Annotated in this window: 8 protein-coding genes; 6 read left to right on the top strand and 2 right to left on the bottom strand. The window is 40.2% G+C overall.

The genetic code is table 11. From position 1 onward, the window contains the following. The coding region (locus FNW02_RS33650) for a DUF1998 domain-containing protein (protein WP_225226106.1) at nt 1-2,228 on the top strand (2,228 nt) is incomplete at its 5' end. Nucleotides 2,229-2,289: 61 nt separating this feature from the next. On the opposite strand, the gene FNW02_RS33655 is transcribed toward FNW02_RS33650, so the two are convergent. Together FNW02_RS33655 and FNW02_RS33660 are read right to left on the bottom strand one after the other, a co-directional pair. Next, nucleotides 2,290-2,769 carry a DUF6985 domain-containing protein gene (locus tag FNW02_RS33655; protein WP_191761874.1) on the bottom strand — a complete coding sequence of 160 codons (480 nt, stop codon included), beginning with the start codon at nt 2,767-2,769 and terminating at the stop codon, nt 2,290-2,292. A 356-nt stretch (nt 2,770-3,125) separates the two neighbouring features. Then, nucleotides 3,126-3,764 (bottom strand): histidine phosphatase family protein, encoded by a 639-nt coding sequence (locus tag FNW02_RS33660; protein ID WP_191761875.1) that lies wholly within the window; start codon nt 3,762-3,764, stop codon nt 3,126-3,128. A 1,863-nt stretch (nt 3,765-5,627) separates the two neighbouring features. Between FNW02_RS33660 and FNW02_RS33665 the strand changes: the two genes are divergently transcribed. The 5 genes from FNW02_RS33665 to FNW02_RS33685 all read left to right on the top strand — a co-directional run. Beyond that, entirely contained in the window at nt 5,628-7,919 is a 2,292-nt protein-coding gene (locus FNW02_RS33665; protein ID WP_191761876.1) for an AMP-binding protein, read from the top strand. Next, on the top strand, nt 7,916-11,098 hold the full coding sequence (locus FNW02_RS33670; protein WP_191761877.1) for a type I polyketide synthase: 3,183 nt from the start codon (nt 7,916-7,918) through the stop codon (nt 11,096-11,098). Before FNW02_RS33665 ends, FNW02_RS33670 begins: the two co-directional genes overlap by 4 nt. 109 nt (nt 11,099-11,207) lie before the next feature. Beyond that, the gene (locus FNW02_RS33675; RefSeq protein ID WP_191761878.1) at nt 11,208-14,783 is read left to right on the top strand and encodes a type I polyketide synthase; all 3,576 of its coding nucleotides are present in this window, start codon (nt 11,208-11,210) and stop codon (nt 14,781-14,783) included. 1 nt (nt 14,784) lies between these two features. Beyond that, a complete protein-coding gene (locus FNW02_RS33680; protein WP_191761879.1) occupies nt 14,785-20,868 on the top strand; it encodes a type I polyketide synthase in 6,084 nt (2,027 codons plus the stop codon). Continuing rightward, a partial coding sequence (locus tag FNW02_RS33685; RefSeq protein WP_191761880.1) for a MupA/Atu3671 family FMN-dependent luciferase-like monooxygenase occupies nt 20,865-25,506 on the top strand: 4,642 nt, incomplete at its 3' end. The genes FNW02_RS33680 and FNW02_RS33685, both read left to right, overlap by 4 nt.

Genomic DNA, 25,506 nt, shown 5'->3' on the forward strand with positions numbered 1-25,506 from the left:
TTGCAGTTGTAAAACTTCCTCTTCGCTTAAATCTACAACATACTTTTTTGCCATGCTCAACCCCTTTTTTGACTAGTTTATCAATTAGAGGGGCTTACCCAGCAAAAATGCCTTGGTGGACTACTAGTCCTGCCAATTATGCCCAACGCAGTGGTCGCGCTGGGAGAAGTGGACAAGAAGCTTTAGTAATTACCTATGCTTCTATTGGTAGCGGTCACGACCAATACTTTTTCAAGCGTCAAAATCAAATGGTAGCTGGGGTAGTTGCTCCACCAAAACTAGAACTAGCTAACCAAGATTTAATTAAATCTCACGTATATTCGATTTGGCTAGCGCACACTGGGGTTTACTTGGAAGACTCCATGAATAAAATCTTGGATTTGGAATTAGAAAACTATCCCCTCAAAGACAGCATTCGTCAACAACTTACCCTGAGCCAAGCCAAATTAGCCCAATGTCTGCAAGCTTCCCAATCTATCTTCTCAGACTTTTTCTGCCAAAACGATCTGCAAAAAGCTTCTTGGTATTCTGTAAATTGGTTACAGCTAACCATCGAAAATGCTCTGAATGCTTTTGATCGGGCTTGTAAGCGTTGGCGGGACTTGTACATCGAGTCAGTTAAACAGTTACAATCTGCCCGCCACACCATTGACCGTTTTGCTAGGGGTGATGTCAACCAAGAAGAACGCAGCAACGCCGAAGCACAAGCACGAGAAGCACAAAGACAAATTGATCTTCTCGTCGGACATACCCAAGGTAAGAGTAATTCCCAGTTTGAATTTTATCCTTATCGCTACTTTGCTGCTGAGGGATTTTTACCGGGTTTCAACTTCCCTCGTCTCCCAGTCCGGGCATTTATTCCGGCTGGTGAAGGTGGTGAATTCATCTCTCGCCCCCGCTCAATGGCATTACGGGAATTTGCTCCCAATAACATCCTTTACTATGAAGGTAGCAAATTCATGGTAGCCAAAACGAAAACTCCTGTCGGTGGCATTGAAGGTGAGTATAAACGGGTAAGCGTCTGTGCTAATTGCGGTTATTATCACGACGGTGATTTTCGTGATACTTGCGAAAACTGCGGCGCAGAAATTAAACCTGACATTCATGGTAATGTAGCCAAGCTGACTCGTGTGCTACCAATGGAAACTGCGATCGCTCGTCGTCGAGAACGCATCACCTGCGATGAAGAAGAACGGCTCAAGTACGGCTACAACATCACAACCCATTTTCGCTACGCTAGCCAAAAACGAGAATCGGCGATCATCCAAGCTGCTGACGGTACGCCACTGTTCAAGTTAACCTATGGAGCTACAGCTACCATCTGGCGAATTAATCGCGGGCTGAAGAAGAATAGAGAAGAACGAGGATTTAAGCTCAATCCGACAACAGGTGTATGGGGCGACAATAAAAACCCACAGACTCAACAGACACCCGACAGCTTGCACACCGAAGTGAATTTAATGGTCGATGATACTTGCAATATCTTGGTTGTTGAGCCATTAAATGTGCCTGTTGAGGACAGAGAGGCTTTTATTGCTACGCTGCAATATGTGTTAGAAACAGCAATTCAGGCTGTGTATAAGTTGGAAGCTAACGAACTCGACTCTGAACGTCTAGGCGAAGGGAAGTATTTACTGTTCTGGGAAGCTGCTGAAGGTGGCGCAGGCGTATTATCCCAGTTATTGGAAAAACCAGAGGCATTTAGAAAAATTGCTGATGCAGCTTTAGATATCTGCCATTTCAAGGAGGCAAAAGACAGCTGTATTCAAGCTTGTTATGAATGCTTGCTTTCTTACCGCAATCAGTTTGATCATGCGCTGATTAACCGTCACATAATCAAACCTTGGCTTGACGTACTACTTGAGAGCAATGTTATTACTCAAGTCAAAGGACTTTCTCGTGATGAGCAATATCAAAAACTGTTGGAGCAAACAGATCCAAATTCTAATTTTGAGCGTGTCGTGTTACAGGAGATTTACCTACGGGGTTATAAACTACCTGACGCTGCACAGGAATTAATTCCAGAGGCTAAATGTAAACCAGATTTTATTTATAGGGAAGAGGCGATCGCTGTTTTCTGTGATGGTTCAGTTCATGATAGTCCTGACAAGCGTAGGCAAGATCAGATTGAGCGAGATAATCTTAGGTACGAGACTGGCTATAATATCATAACTTTACGTCATAATGAGGATTGGCGAGCTAAATTGGTAATTTTGGGGAGTTTATGACCTTAAAGCCTCTGAGTTCGGGATTATCCTTAAATGCATCATCTCGCAGACAAGATAGTTTTTAGCGTCCTGTTTCACCTATCTGATCTGCATCATCTGCTACTCCATTGCGAAAGCGCACTTCTAAGCCGTGTTCTGGCTCCCAGTCACACTCAGCTATCAACTCAAAGGTAGCAATATGCAGGTCATACTCAACGTGGGGCGGCACATAGATATATGAGAAAGTCACCTCATCCCAGACCTGAATGGGATTAGCCAGCGGCGGCATTGACTCATCTCCAATCATCTCACGATATACATCATAATTTTGCAGCACAACAGGAGCAGTGATACGTAACACATCGCTTGGCAAGGCTAGAGCTTGCCGAATAGCTGCACGCTGGAGCGATGAAAGTTCCCCAATCTGCCCCTGTTCAAAATCCACGCAAATCGGTACACAGCGATCGCCCAAAACAGCACATTGTGCTAAAGTCCAGTGGTTATCTTCGATTCTTATCTGTCCAAACTCAGCATCGTAGTAACTCGTTGGGGATTTCATCATCCTCAGTCTCATTATTATGTTGTCAACTACCTTTGAACCAGCTATTAAATAATTTACATGGTTAAATTATTGCATCTGCTTCCCAGCCTTATGATGGTTGGGGTTTTTGTTGCTTTGTTGTTGCACTTGGTTTGTTAGTCTCAGATTTACTATGTTTATGAGACTCAAGACAGCAAACACAAACTTCTAAACGCGATCGCTACAAATAAACCTTCAAACCGCAACTTCCAATACTTGAGAAAGTATAAAAGAAAACTTTTTTTGACAATATAGTCACTAAAGAAATTAGTTTTACGATTACAGTCAGGAGATATCTGGGGGTAACTGACAAGCAGAAGCAGAAGGCTATCTCTGCTTTATGTTCCCGGACGAGAGCGAATATGATCGGGTATATGATGGCGATCGCCTAATATTTCTAACAAAGGGCCATGAACGTCAAATTTAACCATACTTACCGACGCGACCAAAATATTCACCCGATAGCGATAGCGTCCCAAATCAATTCCCAGTAAACTGCAAAGCATAATCCGAATCGTGGCTTTATGGGAAACGACTAAAACATTACCTTGGGGGTGTTTTTCTTGAATTTCAGCAATTACAGGCATAGAACGGTTAGCAATATCAACCGCAGTTTCTCCACCTAGTGGTGCATTCCAAGCGGGTTCTGTTAACCATTTTACATAGTTTTCTGCGTAATTCTCTTGGGCAAACGATTTACTCTTAGTTTCCCATTCGCCGTAACTACCTTCTCTAAGTCCGTCACGCAACTGCATACTCATACCGATAGCATCACAAAATGGCTTGGCAGTTGCAATTGTGCGCTTCATCGGGCTAACATAAACAGCCTCCCACTTCAATTTTTGATAAACATCGGCAAAACCGGATGCCATCTGCATACCTTCAGAAGTCAACTCCGCATCAGTTTCACCGCAGAAATTACCACTTTGACTAAAAGTAGTCTCTCCATGTCGTAGTAAATATAAATTGAGTGTCATAGCTTGTATCGAGATTGGGATAAAGGAGTTTGTGCAAAAATAAAATACCATCAATCTCGCAATCGAGTATGTGACACCAGGACAAAATAATCAACCAAAAAAGTCAATCAACCACAAACTTTTGATTTCGTTGACAAAAGTAGCGGTAAGAGCTATTACTCTAGTTTGAGCCGGGATACAGATACCCTCAAAAAGGTTTGTTCAGTTTATTTTTGCGCGGGCCCCTAAACTGAACTGATTGAGAGCTTTCTGAGCAATTTTATACCCAGATGCGAGATTTCCCAACTTCAGTCCATTCGGATGCTTCACTAACGACCAAAATTTTTCCGTTACTAAAATCAAGCCACCATGCGGATATTTTGTCGGGAATTCGGAAGTTGAACGCCATATCAAAGTAAGTCTTTAGGGGAGCGTAGGCGCAGTTCGCATTACAGCAAAGTAGATACCGTGATAACTTAAGCGATCGCCTTGGTATGAAGCATGATATGAAATCATCAGTGGGCTGAGGCTAGTCAAGACTTCATATTCACTCAGGTCATATTCCCAAGCCTCCTAAATTGACGAAAGTATTGTTCTACTAAACACATTTGGTCTATTATGCCTGCCACTATCCCGCAGTGGTCAATCAATTTTGGATTTGAGATTTGCTTTCTTCGTAGCGGACGCAGCGCAGCGAGTATTTTAGATTTGTTCCGCCCACGCTCTTGCGAGGCTTGAACCAAAAAACAATTCCATTATCCAAAATTTAAAATCCAAAATTCGGAGGGTCAATATCTTGTACTCTTATTTCTCACACTGATGCTGTCATTCATCAAAAATACCATTGTTCTCCTCACTTACCTGCGGAATGTGGATAATTAAAAAGTACTTGTGTAACTATACAGACATTCAGATTTGGTTAATCATAGTTCTAGCTTAAATTTTTGTACTCATCGCATAACTAGTTCTGATTTCTACAGAGTCTTTATCTTTTGTAAGTTTTGCAACATAACCTGTAAATCTGAATAATCAACAAAATTGAGCGAATTACTGTTATTGACAAATGGCATTTTGACGTGAGTCTCCAACGGAGGTGCACTAGGGAGAAGGGCGAAAGAAACAAAGCGAGTCGAGCCGTCGTGATCTCAATCCTCGGATGGAAAAGCAAGAACTTAAAAAACTACTACTCGAATTCAAAGCTACGATTTATAAATCCCCAGGGCAAACGCACGTAAAACCTGAAACCCTTGCTAAATAAGGATATTGATGAAAAAATAGTCTGAATCATCAAACGCCAAACCCTTGTTATTAAAGGATTCTTATACTTTAGATGCGTTTGCCCTGTATAAATTCCTTAGTAGTTTTATCAGTTAACCAGCTCCCAAATAATCGAAAAACCTTATATAAAGCATTTTTTGCTTCAAGTATTAAATTAACTTAGTTTTACAATAATAAAAACCTTGCTAAGAATTTTTATTGTTATATAATAACATTTTTCTATCTCACATAAGGAGAGGCTTGATGAAACGGCAAATACTTTCTATAAATAAGAACGTTTTCATCTCAATAAACCCAAAAATATGGTAGTCTTCCTCTAGTCATTGACAATAATTTAAGCAATCACTTTCATCCTTGGAAAATAAATCAGATAACAAATTCTTATTCTTGAGTCAACACACAACCAAGGTTTTTGTCAAGGCGAAATTTAGATGTATTTGCTCTGTATCACTGAAAGATTTCGGTGGCTCTATTTCATTGCTACTACCTCAATAGAAGATTTGATCTTTAATTTTCGACTCCTTTACAAGTATTGGCATTATGCCCATTTCTTATTTAATTGGCTGACTTGTCTTACAGCTCGTCATCTACTAAAGGAACTCAAAGATGAACAAACTCTATTTTGGGCTGCCTGCTGATTGTTCTACATTAGTTGATCTTCTTAGCTGGAGATCTCTCCAGCAGAAAGAAAGCCAGGTTTATATATTTCTGCGAGATGGAGAAGTCGACGAGTTCCATTTGACTTATAAGCAGCTAGAGTCTCAAGCGCGTGCTATTGGGGCGCTCCTGCAAAGCATGGGAGCGTATGGAGAAAGAGCTCTACTACTTTACCCGCCAGGACTTGAGTTCATCACAGCATTTTTCGGATGTCTGTACGCTGGAGTCGTTGCTGTACCAGCCTATCCACCACGGCGCAATCAAAAAGTGAGTAGGCTACAGGCAATTGTGGCCAACTCTCAAGCAAAGTTCTTGCTTACAACGACATCAGAGTTAGTCAATATAGAGAGTCGATTACCACAGAATCCAGAGTTAATAGGATTGCATCGGCTGGCAACTGATAATCTCAACATTGACTTGGCATTAGAATGGCAGCAACCAAACTTGTCTGGAAGCACCCTAGCTTTCCTCCAATACACTTCTGGTTCTACAGGAACACCTAAAGGTGTAATGGTTAGTCATCAAAACTTGCTACATAATGAGCAACTGATCAAGATAGCTTTTGGGCATACAGAAAAAAGTATAATTGCTGGTTGGTTGCCACTATTTCATGATATGGGGCTGATTGGGAACGTCTTACAGCCTTTGTATTTGGGAGTACCCTGTATTTTAATGTCACCTGTAGCTTTCCTCCAGAAGCCTGTTCGCTGGCTGCAAGCTATTTCCCGTTATAAAGCAACTACCAGTGGTGGCCCGAATTTTGCCTACGATTTATGCGTAGATAAGATTACTGCCGAACAAAGGGAGAGCTTGGATTTAAGTAGCTGGGATGTTGCTTTTAACGGTGCTGAACCTATCCGTGCAGAGACTCTCAAGCGGTTTACAGACACTTTTCAACCTTGTGGCTTTCGTTGGCAGGCATTTTATCCCTGCTACGGTATGGCTGAGACTACTTTGTTTATTTCTGGTAGTTTAAAAACAGCTCCGCCTATTTTTTATCAAGTCAATAAAGTAGCCTTAGAGCAAAATCAAGTGCTAGCAGCAACAGACGATAGTGATTTCCAGACCATTGTGGGCTGTGGTGTAACAATGTTTGATCAAATCGCCATCGTTGACCCTAAATCTAATACTCAATGTTCACCTGAGCAAGTAGGAGAGATTTGGGTATCAGGTCTGAGTGTTGCTCAAGGTTACTGGAATCAACTAGAGGCGACAAAACAAACCTTCAACGCCTATTTAGAAGATACCGGTGAGGGCCCATTTCTGAGAACCGGGGATCTAGGATTTCTCTACAAAGGAGAATTATATGTCACAGGTCGGCTTAAGGATGTGATTATCATCAGGGGTCGTAATCATTATCCCCAAGATATTGAACTAACAGTAGAACAAAGTCATCCAGCATTATACCCTGGTTGGGGAGCAGCCTTTGCTGTAGAAGTAGAGGGTAAAGAGCGGTTAGTAATTGTTCAGGAGATAGAGCGGAGTTATTTGCGATCGCTAGATGTTAATCAGGTAGTTGAAGCCATCTGCAAAGCTGTATCACAGCAGCATGAATTGCAAGTTTATGCTGTATTATTGCTGAAACCTGGGAGTATTCCTAAAACTTCTAGTGGAAAGATTCAACGCTATGCCTGTAAAGCTGGATATCTAGCTAGAAATTTAGATACAGTGGGAACTTGGAGTGCAAATACTCTGTTAATAGAAGAACCAAATAGTTCAGTATCTCTGACATCCCAAAGCGGGTCTAACTTGCCTGTGGTAATTATCAAAAACAATGAATTTGTAAAATCAGATTACGAACTAATTAAAGTTTATACCACCGAATCAATACAAAACTGGATTGTGAATTGGTTGAGCAAGGCATTGAAAATAAAAGCTGAATCTATTGAAATAAGAAAATCTTTCGCTGAATATGGAGTAGATTCACAAATAGCAGTAGAGTTAGCACAACAGTTAGAAGATTGGCTAAAATTTCCTGAAAAAATTGAACCAACTATCGCCTGGAGTTTTCCTGATATTGCATCTTTAGCAGAACACTTAGCCAATGAGGTGACTATAAAAACATCTACATCTTCTTCTCAAAGAATTCACAACGTAGAAGTAAAGCAATCTATCAGCAAACTGCAAATTTCTCAACCAGATTCAAATTTAGCAGTAGAACAACTCTCACCAGAGCAAATTGAATTGTTAATTAATAAAGAACTCTCAGAACTAGAAAACTTGCTAGAGGGAAGTAGATGAACTATCAAACTAGCGAAAATTATGCAAACAATATTTCTTCATCACAACGGTTACTAATTGCCCTTCAGCAAGCAAAAACTCAACTCCAAGCAGTAGAGTATCAAAAGCATGAGCCAATAGCTATTATCGGAATCGGGTGTCGTTTTCCCAGCCAAGTTAACAATGCAGAAGCCTACTGGCATCTACTACAAGCTGGGGTAGATGCGATTACAGCAATTCCCACCGATAGATGGGACATCAATAGTTTTTATGACCCTAACCCAGATACTCCAGGGAAAATGTACACCAAGTACGGTGGATTTTTAGAGCGAGTAGACGGGTTTGAACCCAAATTCTTTAATATTTCTCCGAGGGAAGCGATCGCCATAGATCCCCAACAAAGACTGCTCCTAGAAGTAAGTTGGGAAGCACTGGAGAACGCCGGGCAAGCAAAAGAACAGTTAGAGGGAAGTAAAACAGGGATATTTATTGGGGTTAGCTCACAAGACTATTCGCAACTAACTATCAACTCTGGGGATTTTACTCGGATTGATCCTCACAGTAGCCTAGGGAATGCTCGTTCGATTGCTGCTGGGAGATTGGCATATATTTTTGGTTTTCAGGGGACATGTCTGCAACTAGATACTTCCTGCTCTTCTTCTCTAATGGCAGTTCACTTGGCCTGTCAGAGCCTACGTGCTCAAGAGTCAAATCTCGCATTAGCAGGTGGTGTAAATTTAATACTATCGCCAGAAACCACCATTGGCTTGTGTAAACTCAAAGCATTATCTACCGATGGTCATTGTAAAACTTTTGATGCTGCTGCTGATGGTTACGCCAGAGGGGAAGGATGTGGCATCGTCGTACTGAAACGCTTATCTGATGCGATCGCTGATAGAGATAATATCCTCGCTGTAATTCGAGGTTCAGCAGCTAACCATGATGGTCGCAGCAATGGTATGACTGCTCCAAATGGTTCTGCTCAAGAAGCACTGATTCGTAAGGCATTAGAGAACGCGAAGGTAAAGCCGAATGAAATTCAATACATAGAGGCTCACGGAACCGGCACAGCTTTGGGAGATCCAATCGAGGTATTTGCCTTGGAGAAGGTGCTGTGTCAGGGCCGATCAAAAGATAATCCTTTGATGATTGGTTCAGTCAAAACTAACATTGGGCATTTGGAAGCCGCCGCCGGAATAGCAAGTTTGATCAAAGTAGTACTGTCTCTCCAACACCAGCAGATACCACCTCATCTACACTTTCACAAGCCAAATCCATATATTCCTTGGGATCGTCTGCCAATAGTAGTTCCCCGTGAACTTACCCCTTGGTCAACACAAGGACAACGACTCGCAGGGGTTAGTGCCTTTGGGATGAGTGGAACCAACGTTCATCTGATTGTTGAAGAGGCTGTGGAGATTGAACCTGTATATTTAAAAGCTGAACGCCCTCTGCATCTTCTGTGTCTCACCGCCAGAACCGAGAAAGCACTGGACACTCTAGCAGATCTTTATCAAAATTACATCCAGTCTAATCCCCAAGTAGCTCTTGGGAATTTTTGTTTTACAGCCAACATAGGGCGATCGCATTTTGAATATCGGTTAGCTGTGGTTGCCGAATCGAGTGGTCAATTGGCTGAAAAACTAGGTGTTTTTATTACAAAAACAGATACTACCGGGCTACTTCAAGGTCAGGTAAATAGCAAAAATAGCCCCAAAATAGCCTGGCTATTTACAGGACAAGGCTCTCACTATATAGGTATGGGCCGTCAACTTTATGAACAAGCACCTACTTTCTGTCAAACTATTGATCTTTGCAATGATATTCTGCGTTCTTATCTAGAAATACCACTGCTAGAAATTCTCTATCCGACCACTGATGAGAATCCCTTACTGAACCAAACCGCTTATACTCAACCAGCCTTATTTGCCATAGAATATGCCCTAGCGCAGTTATGGCGCTCATGGGGAATAAAACCAGATGTAGTTATGGGTCATAGTCTGGGTGAATATGTGGCAGCTTGTGTCGCCGGAATATTTAGTTTAGAAGATGGTTTAAAACTGATTGCTCATCGGGGACGCTTAATGCAGCAGTTAGCTTCTGGGGGTGAGATGGTATCTGTGAACGCATCCCTAGAAACAGTCAATCAACTGATTGCCCCATACACACAAAAAGTGGCAATAGCAGCGCTCAATGGCCCAGAAAGTATTGTAATTTCTGGAGAATCACAAGCTATTGGGATGCTACTCAATAACTTAGAATCACAAGCAATCAAGACCAAAGTATTGCAAGTATCCCACGCCTTCCATTCTCCCTTGATGTCACCGATGCTGGCAGAGTTTGAAGTAGTTGCCAATCAAATCACCTACCATCAACCTCAAATTCCATTGATTTCAAATGTCACAGGAACGCGAGCAGATGATAGTATTACCACAGCAGCTTATTGGGTAAATCATGTACGTCAGCCAGTGAAGTTTGCTCAAAGTATAGAGACTTTACACCAACAGGGTTATGAAGTCTTCCTAGAAATCGGGCCCAAACCAATTTTATTAGGCATGGGAAGCCAGTGTTTGCCATCAGGAGTAGGAGTTTGGTTGCCTTCTTTGAGGCAAGGTGATGAATGGCAACAAATGCTACATAGCTTAGCAGAGTTATATGTGCGTGGAGTTCAAGTTGATTGGTTAGAGTTTGATAAAGATTATGCTCGTAGTAAGGTGATATTACCTACTTATCCCTTTCAAAGAGAACGTTATTGGATACAGACAAAAGAATTAACTGTTAATAGTCTAGGAAATGGACACCAAAAAAGTCAGAGTCGAGAACATCCTCTGTTGGGTTATCGATTAAACAATCTAGCTCATTTTCCCAATACCCATATCTGGGAAATGGACGTTGACCAACAGTATCTCTCCTATTTGCAAGAATATCGTGTTTCAGGAAGCTTACTTATGCCTCATACAGGTTATATAGAAATCGGTTTGGCAGCTGCACAAACTTCTTTAGGTGAGACTGACTTAATTACAGATTTAAAAATCCATCTTCCTCTTTTTTTATCAGAACAAGGAAATCAAAAAATTCAAGTTGTCCTTTCTCAGAACTCTGAAAATTTAAGTCAAGTGTGTGTGTATAGCTGTCAAAATAACCAAAAATCAATGCCACATATTTGGAATTTACATTTTACTGCCAGCATTCCTCATTAAAGTTAATTGGTGATTGAGAATTGAAAATTAGTGAGTGGGATGATTTACTATGAGCATTTAAACTCCTACTCATCAGAAAATAGAGAATAAAAATTCGGAGAATAGAAAAATGAAGTTTGGTTTAATGTTGTTTGGTGATAGTCAATATGCCCTAGATAAAAGTAAATATAACTTGGTCATTGAAACTGCTCGTTTTGCAGATAGTCATGAATTTTCTAGTATTTGGACTCCAGAGCGACATTTTGCTCCTCTTGGAGGTCTTTATCCAAACCCATCCGTATTGAATGCTGCTTTAGCCAGAGAGACTCAGCAAGTTAGATTACAATCTGGCAGCGTTGTTTTACCACTTCATCATCCCATGAGGATTGCAGAAGAGTGGTCAATTGTAGATAATTTATCTGGTGGTCGAGTGGGACTGTCTTTTGCATCGGGTTGGAGTCCAGATAACTTCGCTTTTTTCCCAGAGAAATATCAAAATCGTCATGAAGAATTGTTTATTGGTATTGAAACGGTTAGAAAGCTGTGGCAAGGAGAATCTATAAAGGTAAAAAGTGGCAACGGAAAACTAGTAGATATTAGTGTTTATCCCCAGCCTATCCAACCAGAACTCCCTGTATGGGTGACAGCAGTGGGTAATCCTCAAACTTTTGCTAAAGCTGGAGAAATAGGAGCTAATCTTTTAACTAACTTGTTTACACAAAGTATAGAAGAATTAGCTGAAAAAATTATTATCTATCGTCAAGCAAGAAGTCTATATGGACACAATCCCGATACAGGTATAGTATCTCTAATGTTACATACTTTTGTGGGAAATGATGCCAATCTAGTTCGAGAACAAGTTCGTGTTCCTTACTGTAAATATCTTAAGTCTAATTCTCATATTTTTCTTCAGGGTGTAGCTCAAGTCAGAGGTTACAATGTAGAGCTAGCAAACCTATCTGAAAAAGATTTAGATAACTTAGTAAATTTTATTTTTGAGAGATTTGCTTCTACAAGTGGACTGATTGGAACACCAGAAACATGTCTTGAGTTAATTGAGCAACTCGATAATGTTGGAGTAAATGAAATAGTCTCTTTATTAGATTTTGGACAAGAAGAAGATATCATTATCAACAACTTACCATATCTCAATCAGTTAAGAAAAAAATACATTAATAATATAAAAGCGCAAAAATATTCGGATTTTCCTCTCAAAAATCATACTCAAAAAATATTAAACGGTAGGGCAATAATCTCGAATAAAAAACAACCTTTATCTAATTACGAAACTACACTTTCAAAAATCAGAACTCGATGTACAAAATCCAAAGACCCAGCTGAATTTGACCAATTGTTAGCTCAAAATGGAATACAAAAAGATGCTAATTCTAAGACTAGAATACAAGAACTCTGGCTTGGCAAAGGAGAAGCTTTAGGAAAAGTTGAATTTTCAGGAACAATGATGGAATTGGATCATAGCTTCCAAATTAATCCATCCCTACTTAATGCTTGTGATCATGTTTTAGGCGCAGCCTTACTATATTATGATGACTTCTCTGATGAAAACCTTCAAGATCATCAGCCAGTTTTCTACCTACCAGTAGGATGCAAGAGTTGTCGTGTTCATCGCACTATGGGAAATATAGTTTGGAGCCACGCAGTTGTTCAACATCCTCTGAACAAAACTCAAGAGATTGTTGAGGGAGATGTTCGTATCTTTGATGAAGAAGGAAACTTATTGGTGGAAGTTTCTGGGTTAAAGATGCAACAAACTAACTACTTGGCTAACTCAATCAATACTCAGAATCATTACAAAGATTGGTTTTATCAGTTGCAATGGCAACCAAAACCCCTCTCAGAATCAGAACTGGTACTTAAAAAGGCTCCAGCTAGCTGGCTCATCTTGGCAGATAGTCTTGGTGTAGGGGAAAAACTAGCAGAACTTTTAGAGGAAAGAGGAGAATGCTGCTTCATTGTTCATTTTAGCGAGACATATGCAACTTCTATCGAGCAAGTTTTTGCCTCAGAGCAACTAGTATGCCGTGGTGTGGTACATCTATGGAGCTTGGATACCACAAATGTTGAAGAAACAAGCTTTACTTCTTTGGAAAAAGACCAAACAATAACTGTCACAAGCATACTAAGTCTAGTGCAAGCACTGATCAACAAGGCAAAATATCAATGGCCTTGTCTTTGGTTTGTTACTCAAAATGTACAAAGAATTGGGTCAGAAGTTACCCCTCCTTCTCTAGCTCAAGCTCCTGTTTGGGGTTTAGGAAAGGTTATAAGAACGGAATTACCTCATGTGGTCGGAGGACTTATAGATTTAGATAAAGAATCCTCTATTGATGAAGCAGCCAACCAGTTGTTGAGAGAACTAATAGCTCCAGATGGAGAAGATCTAGTAGTTTTTCGCGATCGCCAAAGGTATGTAGAGAGGTTTGTACGTAGTCAAAACCAAACAATCAAAACCAAACCCATCAGTTTTCGCTCTGATGCTACTTACTTAATTACTGGTGGTTTAGGTAGATTTGGACTACAAGCTGCTTATTGGATGGCTCAGCAGGGAGCGAAAAATTTAGTTTTCATCAATCGTCGTGAGCCTTCAAGTGTTGCTTGGAAGATAATTAGATCATTAGAAGACTTAGGAGCAAAAGTTTTGCTTCTAAAAGCTGATGTAGGCGATCCCGAAGCTATGTCTAAAGCCTTCGAGCAAATAGAATCATCTTGTCCACCTCTAGGAGGAGTTATCCATGCTGCTGGTGTATTAAGCTCTGCACTGATTGAAGAAATAACTCCTGAAAGTTTAGAAGCAATGTTAAGTCCGAAGGTACTTGGAGCCTGGAATTTACACCAATTAACCAAGAATAAAAAGTTAGACTTTGTCATTAGTACTTCTTCAATGACTGCGGTGTGGGGTTCTAAAGGAGAAGGTCATTATGCGGCGGCCAATTACTTTCTCAATGTTTTTGCCCATTATCGTCACAGTCTAGGATTACCTGCTCTAACTATCAATATGGGATTATTGGATATTCCACAAGGAGATTTGAAATCTGAATTATACAATTATGAGTTATTAGGCGAGAAATTATTAAAACCGAAAGATGCCTTTGCAGCTTTAGAACAAGTATTGGCTGGGGAAATGGCTAACCAAGTTATAGTTGATATTAACTGGTCTGTCTTTAAAGAACTTTATCAAGCCAGTACGGGAAGATTACTTTTAGAACAAATTGAGACACAACCAATAGGGATGGTTGGTCAGCAATTAAAATCAAGAGACTTGTTTTGGCAAGAATGGGAGTCCGCACCAGTTAGCGATCGCCACGAATACTTAATTACTTACCTGCAAAAGGAAGTAGCTCAAGTATTAGGCTATCTAGGAGAAAAAGTCCTTCCTTCCCCAGAACAAGGATTTTTTGAAATGGGAATGGACTCTTTACTAGCAATAGAACTTAAGAATAGACTCTCTGCTAGTCTAGGTTATGAACTCCCTACAGTCTTAATTTTTGAGCAGCCTAATATTCTGAGCCTTGCTGATTACATTGCCCAAGAAGTATTGCATTGGCATCTTGTAGAAGAGACAAATTTAGTATCTGCTCTAGAGGATGATGATGAAGAAATATCTTACAACATTAAACAACTATCGAAGCAAAACTTAGAAAATCTCATCAATCAAGAACTAGAAGAATTAATGGAATATAACTAGTATGAATAAGGTTCCACAAAATATAGAGCAATTATCGCCATTGGAACGTTCAGTTCTGGTAATTGAGAAATTAAAAACCAAACTGAATAAGCTAGAGTATTCAATCACAGAACCGATCGCCATTATTGGTATGGCTTGTCGCTTGCCTGGAGGTGTCAATAATCCTGAGCAATTTTGGCAACTTTTATCTAATGGAATTGATGCGATCGCGCCAATCCCTGATCATCGTTGGGACATTGATGCTGGCTACAATACTGCTTCAAAAACTCCTGGAAACATGTACATCCGCTCTGGAGGATTTTTGCAAGAAATAGATCAATTCGATCCGCTTTTCTTCAACATTTCACCCAGAGAAGCAAAAGCAATAGATCCCCAACATCGCCTGCTTTTGGAAGTTAGTTGGGAAGCACTAGAAATTGCTGGCTATATACCCAAGCGATTAGAACGTAGACCTGTAGGAGTTTTTATCGGTATTATCTACAATGAGTATGGTCAAATTTTAAAACACCATCAGTCAGATCCCAGTCCAGATTATTCTGCGTTTGGGGTAGGTTCATTTAGTGCGGCAGGCCGTATATCCTATACTTTGGGACTGACTGGCCCTTGCATGGCGATCGATACAGCCTGTTCTGCTTCGTTAGTTTCTCTACATCAAGCTTGTCAGAGCTTACGACAACAAGAATGTGAAATGGCTTTAGCTGGTGGAGTTAATTTAGTACTTTTGCCAGATACTATGGTCGCTATGTCGAAAGCAGGAATGTTATCTCCAGATGGTCGTTGCAAAACTTTTGATGAATCTGCTGATGGTATAGGTAGAGGAGAAGGCTGTGGCATTTTAGTGCTTAAACGTCTCTCGGACGCTCAAAAAGCATCCGATAATATACTTGCTGTGATTAAAGGCTCTGCTGTCAATCAAGATGGCCCTACTAGTGGGTTTAGTGTTCCCAACAGTTCTTCCCAGCAACAGGTGATTCGTCAAGCATTAAAGATGGCGAATGTCGAACCGTCTCAAATTAGTTACATCGAAGCTCACGGGACGGGTACTCCTTTGGGAGATCCAATTGAAATCAGGTCTTTAGCAAAAGTATATGGAGAAGCACGCTTTCAGCAACAACCATTGATCGTTGGCTCAGCCAAAACTAACATTGGTCATTTAGAGTCTGCTGCGGGAGTTGCAGGAATAATTAAAGTAATATTGCAATTACAACATCGGCAGATAGCACCTCATCTACATCTAGATCGTCCTACTTCCAAGTTCAACTGGGATGAGTACCCAATGATAGTACCAACCCAATTAACTGCGTGGGAAATCAAAGAAGGTAGTAGAATTGCGGGAATTAGTTCTTTTGGAGTTAGTGGTACTAATGCTCATGTAGTGTTGGAAGAAGCACCAGAACAGATCCAAAGTCAAAAGCGCAAAGAGTTGCGAACTAAGGGTGACAATCTCAAAGTCAGAAGTGAGAATAGACAGGAATTTCCTCAAATATTAACTCTTTCAGCAAAAATTCCTCAAGCTCTCGAAGAGTTAGTGAATCGTTATCGCGATCATCTGGAAACTCATAAGGAATTAGAACTGGCAGATATTTGTTATACCGCTAATACAGGACGTGCCCACTTCAATCATCGTCTAGCTGTTATTGCATCTGACAAACAAGAATTAGCTGATAAATTAGCAAAAATCAATGGTTTCAAAGAGGCTAATGGTGTATTTTTAGGAAAACTCTCTAGTAATAGTAAATCACCTAAAATTGCTTTTCTGTTTACTGGACAAGGTTCTCAGTATGTCAACATGGGAACACAACTCTATCAAACGCAACCTGTGTTCCGTAAAACCTTAGATCTTTGTGACCAAATTCTACAATCTTATTTAGAAAAATCTATATTAAACGTTATTTATCCTCAAGAAGTCACACTAAGTAGTTCTATCATTGACCAAACCGCTTATACTCAACCAGCCTTATTTGCCATAGAATATGCCCTAGCGCAGTTATGGCGCTCATGGGGAATAAAACCAGATGTAGTTATGGGTCATAGTCTGGGTGAATATGTGGCAGCTTGTGTCGCCGGAATATTTAGTTTAGAAGATGGTTTAAAACTGATTGCTCATCGGGGACGCTTAATGCAGCAGTTAGCTTCTGGGGGTGAGATGGTATCTGTGAACGCATCCCTAGAAACAGTCAATCAACTGATTGCCCCATACACACAAAAAGTGGCAATAGCAGCGCTCAATGGCCCAGAAAGTATTGTAATTTCTGGAGAATCACAAGCTATTGGGATGCTACTCAATAACTTAGAATCACAAGCAATCAAGACCAAAGTATTGCAAGTATCCCACGCCTTCCATTCTCCCTTGATGTCACCGATGCTGGCAGAGTTTGAAGTAGTTGCCAATCAAATCACCTACCATCAACCTCAAATTCCATTGATTTCAAATGTCACAGGAACGCGAGCAGATGATAGTATTACCACAGCAGCTTATTGGGTAAATCATGTACGTCAGCCAGTGAAGTTTGCTCAAAGTATAGAGACTTTACACCAACAGGGTTATGAAGTCTTCCTAGAAATCGGGCCCAAACCAATTTTATTAGGCATGGGAAGCCAGTGTTTGCCATCAGGAGTAGGAGTTTGGTTGCCTTCTTTGAGGCAAGGTGATGAATGGCAACAAATGCTACATAGCTTAGCAGAGTTATATGTGCGTGGAGTTCAAGTTGATTGGTTAGAGTTTGATAAAGATTATGCTCGTAGTAAGGTGATATTACCTACTTATCCCTTTCAAAGAGAACGTTATTGGATACAGACATCAGAAAAGGTGAGCCAAAAAGACGCTGATTCCGATGCAAAAAACAAGATTACGACTATTGTCCATTGGCTGAACGATGGGAATACTCAACAGTTGGCTGAACAATTAGAAAAAGTTGGGAAATTTTCTGTAGAACAAGTCAAGTTATTACCAGAAGTGCTGGCAATATTGGTCAAACAGCATCAGGAAGAACTGACAGCAGCAACAGATGTGAAGGATTGGCTTTATAAGGTGGAGTGGCGTTCTCAAGCGCTTTTCGGTAAGCAATTAAAAGCTACTTACTTACCAAGTGCTTCTGAAATTGATATTAAACTTTATCCTCAAGTTGTGGAGTTGATAAAACAAGCTAACTTGGAAGTGTATAGACAAGTTATAAGCCAATTAGAAGTTTTGAGTATAGACTACGTTCTGAAAGCTTTTCAGGAATTGGGTTGGGAATTTCAGGTAGGAGAGTCTGTTTCAAGGTCATTCATTGCCCAGAAATTGGGTGTTGTTCAAGAGCATACTAGGTTACTGGAACGTTTGCTGGAAATGCTCAGCGAAGTGGGAATCCTACGACCAATTAATGATGGATGGGAAATAACTAAAGTACCTGATATTAAAGATCCACAACAGTTGTTTAACTCCTTATTAAATCAATACCCCAATGCATTAACTGAATTGACTCTGCTCTCTCGTTGTGCTTCTCCACTAGCTTCTGTGTTGAGAGGAGAATGTGACCCAGTGCAATTAGTTTTCCCACAAGGGGATTTAACTACTGTTAACCAACTGTATCAAGAATCTTCAGTAGCGAAGCTGATGAACACCTTGGTGCAACAAACAGTCTTATCAGCATTAGAGAATTTGCCCAAATCTCGTGGGGTGCGTGTGTTAGAGATTGGCGGGGGAACCGGAGGAACTACCGCCCATATCTTACCTTATTTGAATCCAGATCAAACAGAATATGTGTTCACGGATATTAGTTCTTTATTTACTACTAAAGCGACTGAGAAGTTTGCAGATTATCCTTTTGTACATTATCAAACCTTAAATATTGAAGTAGATCCATCCATTCAAGGATTTGAGTCCCATCAATATGATTTGATTATTGCAGCGAATGTGCTACATGCTACAGCAGATTTATCTGATACCTTAGAGCATGTACGGCAGTTATTAGCACCAAAAGGAATGTTAGTGCTGCTTGAAGGAACCACTCGCCAAAGATCGTTTGATTTAATCTTTGGATTGCTTGAAGGTTGGTGGCGGTTTACCGATGTAGATTTAAGACCTAATTATCCATTACTCTCAGTCAGACAATGGCAACAACTGCTAGAAAAAAGTGGTTTTCAACAAGCTGTGAGTATTTCTGATATTGACGGTTCTAATGGTTTGTCTGAACAAGCAGTGATTTTAGCTCAAGCCGAGGATACTAGATTATCAAATACTTCTCAAGCAAAGAGTTGGTTGATTTTAGCAGACCAGCAGGGTATTGCTCAGCAGTTAGCTATTCAGTTGCAATCTACAGGAGATGTCTGCATATTAGTCAAACCCGGAAAAGAATTTCAACAAATTTCTCAACAAGAGTTTACTATTAACCCAAATAATCCTCAAGAATTTGAGCAACTATTACTAGCATTATCAGATAAATTACTTAGTTTAAATAGTGTTGTTCAATGTTGGAGTATTGACGAAATAGACCCTCAAAGCCAAAGATATGATGTACAAGATATTCAACAGTGGGTATGCGGAACTACTTTATTTTTAGTGCAAGCTTTGGTTAAGGTCTTAGGTTCTCAACCTCCGCAGCTATGGTTAGTTACTCAAGGAGCACAGCCAGTACCCGACAATAATCCTTGCGTTCGGGGAATAGTTCAATCTTCTTTGTGGGGTATGGGCAAAGTGATTGCTTTGGAACACCCAGAGCTTAAATGCATACGGGTAGATTTAGATCCAAATGCAGAGATTGAAAAACAAGCCCAAGCTTTATGGGAAGAAATCGGCTCGGATGGTGTAGAAGACCAAGTAGCTATTCGTTCTCAAGAGCGTTATGTTCCTCGCTTAGTTCATCATCAATATAGCCAACAAGGTATAAATAAAAATAAAATTTTTGCATCAACAACATACAGAGTAGCAACAAACTTCCGTGAAGATAGCACTTACGTAATCACAGGAGGTCTAGGAGGTCTAGGTTTATTGGTGGCTCGCTGGATGGTAGAACGTGGAGCCAGACATCTAGTTTTAGTAGGACGTAGTGGAGCTAAGGATGCTGTCCAAACTCAGTTACAGGAATTAGAACAAGCTGGTGCTAAAGTTGATGTTATGCGGGCAGATATATCTGATGTCGAGTCAATTGCAGAGGTATTTTCACAAATAGAACAATCTTTACCACCATTGCGAGGAATTATTCATTCTGTAGGTGTTTTAGATGATGGAATTTTACAGCAGCAAACCTGGGCAAAGTTTGCACGGGTAATGGCTCCCAAAATCCAAGGAGCCTGGAATCTCCACAATTTAACTGTAAACAAACCTTTAGACTTTTTTGTAATGTTTTCTTCCGCAGCATCTTTACTTGGTTCTGCTGGTCAAGCAAATCATTCGGCAGCAAATGCCTTTTTAGATGCTTTAGCTTATTATCGTCAAAGTACGGGACTGCCAGGATTGAGCATTAACTGGGGAATAGTGGCACAAATCGGAGCAGCAGCCAAGCTCGAAGCGGATGAACGAGCACAGAAAAAGGGAATGGGAGCAATTCTGCCAACTCAGGTCTTGGAAGCATTAGATTTACTGATGAGTAATCCTTCTGGTTCAGTTGGAGTGGTTCCGATTCACTGGCCTAAGTTTATTCAACAATGGTCTGCTTCGCCATTCATCGCAGATTTTATCGAAAGATATTTGCCAAGAACTTTAGCCCAGAACACAGTAAAAGCAAAACATGACGGGCTTTTAGAACAATTAAAACTGTCAACTCCTGGGGAAAGAGAAAAGCTGTTGACCGCTTACCTACTTGATGAAATTGCTCAGGTATTGGCAATGAAAGTTTCTCAAATTGATGTACAACAATCTCTTAATACAATGGGACTTGATTCTCTGATGTCTGTGGAATTGCGGAACCGACTGCAAACAGACTTGGAAGTTGATGTACCTATAGTCAAATTTATGGAAGATATCAGTATTGTTGATTTAGTAGCAGAATTAGATGGGCAACTAACTCAAATTGATCAGCTTCAAACATTTGAGTCAGAAAATGACCAGCACACTCTCTTAAATGACGTCAAAGATAATAATTGGATTGAGGTGGAACTATGAATTTAGTTGAGTTCTTACAAGACCTTTCGCTCAAAGGTGTAAAGTTGTGGACTGAGGGTGGAAGGCTACGCATTGGTGGTTCCCAAAAAGTATTGACTCCTGATGTCACCAGTCAACTACAGCAATATAAGACCGAAATCCTAGAGTTACTTTGTCAGCACCCAGATACTTTTAATGTTTATCCCCTCTCCTATGGTCAAAAAGCACTTTGGTTTTTATGGCAACTAGCACCAGAAAGTCATGCTTATAACGTATCATTGTCCGTTCGTATATGCGGAGCAGTAGATATTACAGCAATGGAAAAGGTATTCCAAATGCTAATGGAACGCCATCCGATATTGCGTACTACTTTTCCTCAACGAGGATCTGAACCTATCCAACATGTACATCAAAATCAGGAATTAGATTTCTTGCAAATTGATGCTTCTACTTGGAGTGAAGACCAACTGAAAGCGAAAGTGGTTGATGCTCATCAAATTCGATTTGATCTGGAAACAGGGCCCGTTATGCGAGTCAAATGGTTTACTTGTTCTGACAAAGAGCATATTTTATTGTTGACTATGCATCACATTGCTTGCGATCGCTGGTCTTTTGATATTTTGCTACAAGAATTGCCAAAAATCTATCAGGCACAAAGATCTGGTATTGAAATATCCCTTCTTCCTCTGAAACATTCCTATCAAGATTATGTGAGCTGGCAAAGAAAAATACTCTCTAGTGCCCAGGGAGAAAAATTGTGGAGCTATTGGCAACAGCAATTAGCAGGAGATCTACCAACACTAGATCTCGCAACAGATAAACAACGAGGGCCTATACAAACTTATAATGGTGCTTCTTATCGCTTCAAATTATCGAAAACGCTGACTGAGCAAGTTAAGAAATTAGCTCAAAGAGAGGGAGTAACTTTTTATACAATCCTTTTAGCTACTTTTGCGCTGCTTTTGCATCGTTACACAGGTCAGGAAGATATTCTAGTAGGTTCTCCGTCTCTAGGTCGAAGTCAAGCTGAATTTGCTGAGATTTTCGGCTGCTTTATTGACCCAGTTGTGATCAGGGCAAATTTGTCGGGAAATCCTAGTTTTAAGGATTTTCTGAAGCAAGTTCGTCAAACAGTACTGGAAGCACTGACTCATCAAGATTATCCATTTTCTCTACTGGTAGAAAAATTACAGCTACATCGTGACCCTAGCCGTCCACCGATTTTTCAAGCTTTTTTTGCCCTGAAGCAATTACAACAATCTCAAGATCTACTTCTTCTGCTTGAGAATGAAACTGAAAAGAATGTTGATTGGGGAGGAATGCAGTTAAAACCTTTTGAAATTCCTCAACAGGAAGGTCAGTTTGATTTAGATTTTGAAATAGTGGAGAGTAGTTCATCAGTTTTTGGAACTTTTAAGTACAATACTGACTTATTTGAGGAACTGACTATTGAGCGTATGGCTGGTCATTTCCAGAACTTGCTGTCAGCAATTGTCGGAAATCCGCAACAAATTGTCGGTGAATTACCCTTATTGAGTGAAGCAGAACGTCATCAGTTGTTGATCGAATGGAATCATACAGAGAGTGAATATCCCATTGATCAATGTATTCATCAATTGTTTGAAGAACAGGTAGAGAAAACACCGGATGCTCTAGCGGTAGTGTTTGAAAATCATCAGTTGACCTACCAGCAATTAAATCAAAGAGCCAATCAACTAGCACGTTACTTACAAAGCTTGGGTGTAGGAGCAGAAAGGCTAGTGGGGATTTGCGTGGAACGTTCGATTGAGATGGTGGTGGGAATTTTAGGGATACTTAAGGCTGGTGCTGCTTACTTACCTTTTGATCCTGATTATCCTCAAGAACGCTTAAGTTACATGTTGCATGATTCTGGGGTCAGGATTCTCTTAACTCAAGAGTCTCAAAGAGAAATGTTATCCTCACAACAGTTAGAAATTGTTTGCTTAGATACGGATTGGAAAAATATCACAGCATATTCTCAACAGAATCTTGATACTGAGGTTACATCATCTAATCTGGCTTATGTTATTTATACTTCTGGTTCTACAGGTAAACCAAAAGGAGTAACAATTGAGCATCGTCAAGTTATCAACTTTTTTACAGGAATAGACGATCGCATTGGAAATAATTCTCCAGGAACTTGGTTAGCATTAACGACAATATGTTTTGATATTTCTGTTTTAGAGTTATTTTGGACTTTAGCCAGGGGTTTCCAAGTCATTATCGCCCCAGAACAGAAAAAACTATTCTCTTCCACAACATCAAAGCTTCAGTCCCTAGACAAAAACATTGAGTTTAGTTTGTTTTATTTTGCTAGCGATAGTGACCAAAATAGTGATCAAGATAAATATAAATTACTCCTCGAAGGTGCTAAATTTGCGGATAGACATGGATTTTCTGCAATTTGGACTCCTGAACGTCACTTCCATCAGTTTGGTGGATTGTACCCCAATCCTTCCGTAGTTAGTGCAGCGATCGCTGCGATCACAGAAAACATTAAAATTCGAGCAGGAAGTGTCGTTATTCCCCTTCATGATCCCATCCGAGTTGCAGAAGAATGGGCAGTCGTTGATAATCTATCTCATGGTAGAGTCGGAATTTCTTTTGCAACTGGTTGGCAACCTAACGACTTTATTTTAGCTCCAGAAAATTACCCACAGCGTAAAGCTGTAACGTTAGAAGCGATCGAAACCGTTAGAAAACTTTGGCGAGGAGAAACAATTAAACGCAGAGATGGTAACGGAGAAGCGATCGAGATCAAAGTTCTTCCCCGTCCCCTTCAGAGCGAGTTACCAACTTGGATGACTGCATCTGGAAATCCAGAGACTTTCAAATTAGCTGGAAAACTAGGGGTTAATGTTCTGACTCACCTATTGGGTCAAACGATAGAAGAACTAGGAGAAAAAATAAATCTTTACCGTCAAGCTTGGCGCGAGCATGGTCATTCTGGTAATGGTCATGTGACCATAATGGTTCATACCTATATTGGAGAAAATTTAGAAACTGTTCGCCAACAAGTATACCAACCATTATCTGATTATCTCCGCAGTTCGCTGGGACTGATGAAAAGCATTGCAGTTTCCATGAATCAAAACCCGGAAGACTTAAGCCAAGCTGATCGGGATGCTATGGTTACTCACGCATTCAATCGCTATTTTGAAACTTCAGGACTTTTGGGTACACCAGAAAAATGTCTTCAGATAATTAACCAACTCAAAGCCATTGATATTGATGAGGTCGGCTGCTTAATTGACTTTGGTGTGGATGTTGATGCTGTCATCTCTAGCTTAAGTTACATCAATACATTAAAAGAGGATAGTAATCAAAAACATATATCCGAAAGTGATATATCTTCCGTCTCTACACAAATTAGCAAGTACAATGTCTCTCATTTGCAATGTACTCCATCCCTGTTAAAAATGTTACCGGATAAAATGAGTAGCCTCAAGTCCCTGAGCAAAATTTTGGTTGGTGGAGAAGAACTATCCGTATCTTTGGCTAAAGAACTATCGTCCGTTGTGTCCGGGGAAATTTATAACATGTACGGGCCGACAGAAGCAACTATTTGGTCAACGATTCATCCAGTGAAAAACTGTGATCAAAAACTGTCGATTGGAAAACCGATTATTAATACACAGCTTTACATTTTAGACCGTAATTTACAACTAGTCCCTATAGGGGTACCCGGAGAACTATACATCGGAGGTAATGGTCTAGCCAGAGGTTACCTTAACCGTCCAGAACTAACTAAAGAAAAATTTATCCCAAATCCCTTTCATAATTCCAAATCCGAACGCCTTTACAAAACAGGTGACCTTGTCCGCTATTTGCCCAACGGTGATATTGAGTATCTAGGTCGCATTGATAACCAAGTAAAAGTGCGGGGTTTCCGCATCGAACTTGGAGAAATCGAAGCAGTTCTCAACACTCACCCTCAAATCCAACAAGCTGTTGTGATTGCCACAGAAGAGACCAGTGGTAATAAACGCTTAGTTGCCTATGTAGTACTTGATGAAATACTGACTACCCAACACTTACGTCAATTCCTCAAGCAAAAGTTACCAGAGTACATGGTACCTGCTGTATTTATAACTTTAGATACTTTACCCTTAACACCCAACGGCAAACTAGATCGAAAAGCACTACCAGCACCAGATGGTGTTTCGCAAGAAAATGAATATGTAGCACCAGGTACAACCATAGAAAAAATCTTAACTAATATCTGGCAAGAACTACTTCTCAAAGAAAAAATCAGCATCCACGACAACTTCTTTGAAATTGGTGGTGATTCTATTCTTAGTATTCAATTAGTTTCTCGCGCTAAAAACTTAGGAATACAAATTACTGCTCAGCAAATATTCCAAAATCAAACCATAGCAGAATTAGCCAAAGTGGCTAATACAATAGTTAGTGCTGAATGCGAGCAAGGTATAGTTACTGGAGTCGCACTCTTATCACCCATTCAACATTGGTTCTTCTCACAAAATAGAAAAGAAGCCCATCATTATAATCAATCAGTTTTATTAGAGATTCCCAAAAATATCAAAGCGGAATTCCTAAAGAAAGCTGTAGAGCAATTATTAGAACATCATGATGCTCTACGTTTACGATTCAGTTGCGTTACATCAGAATACAAAC

Origin of the sequence: Komarekiella delphini-convector SJRDD-AB1 (genome assembly GCF_014831675.1) — a bacterium.
In the GTDB taxonomy this organism is placed as follows: Bacteria; Cyanobacteriota; Cyanobacteriia; order Cyanobacteriales; family Nostocaceae; genus Komarekiella.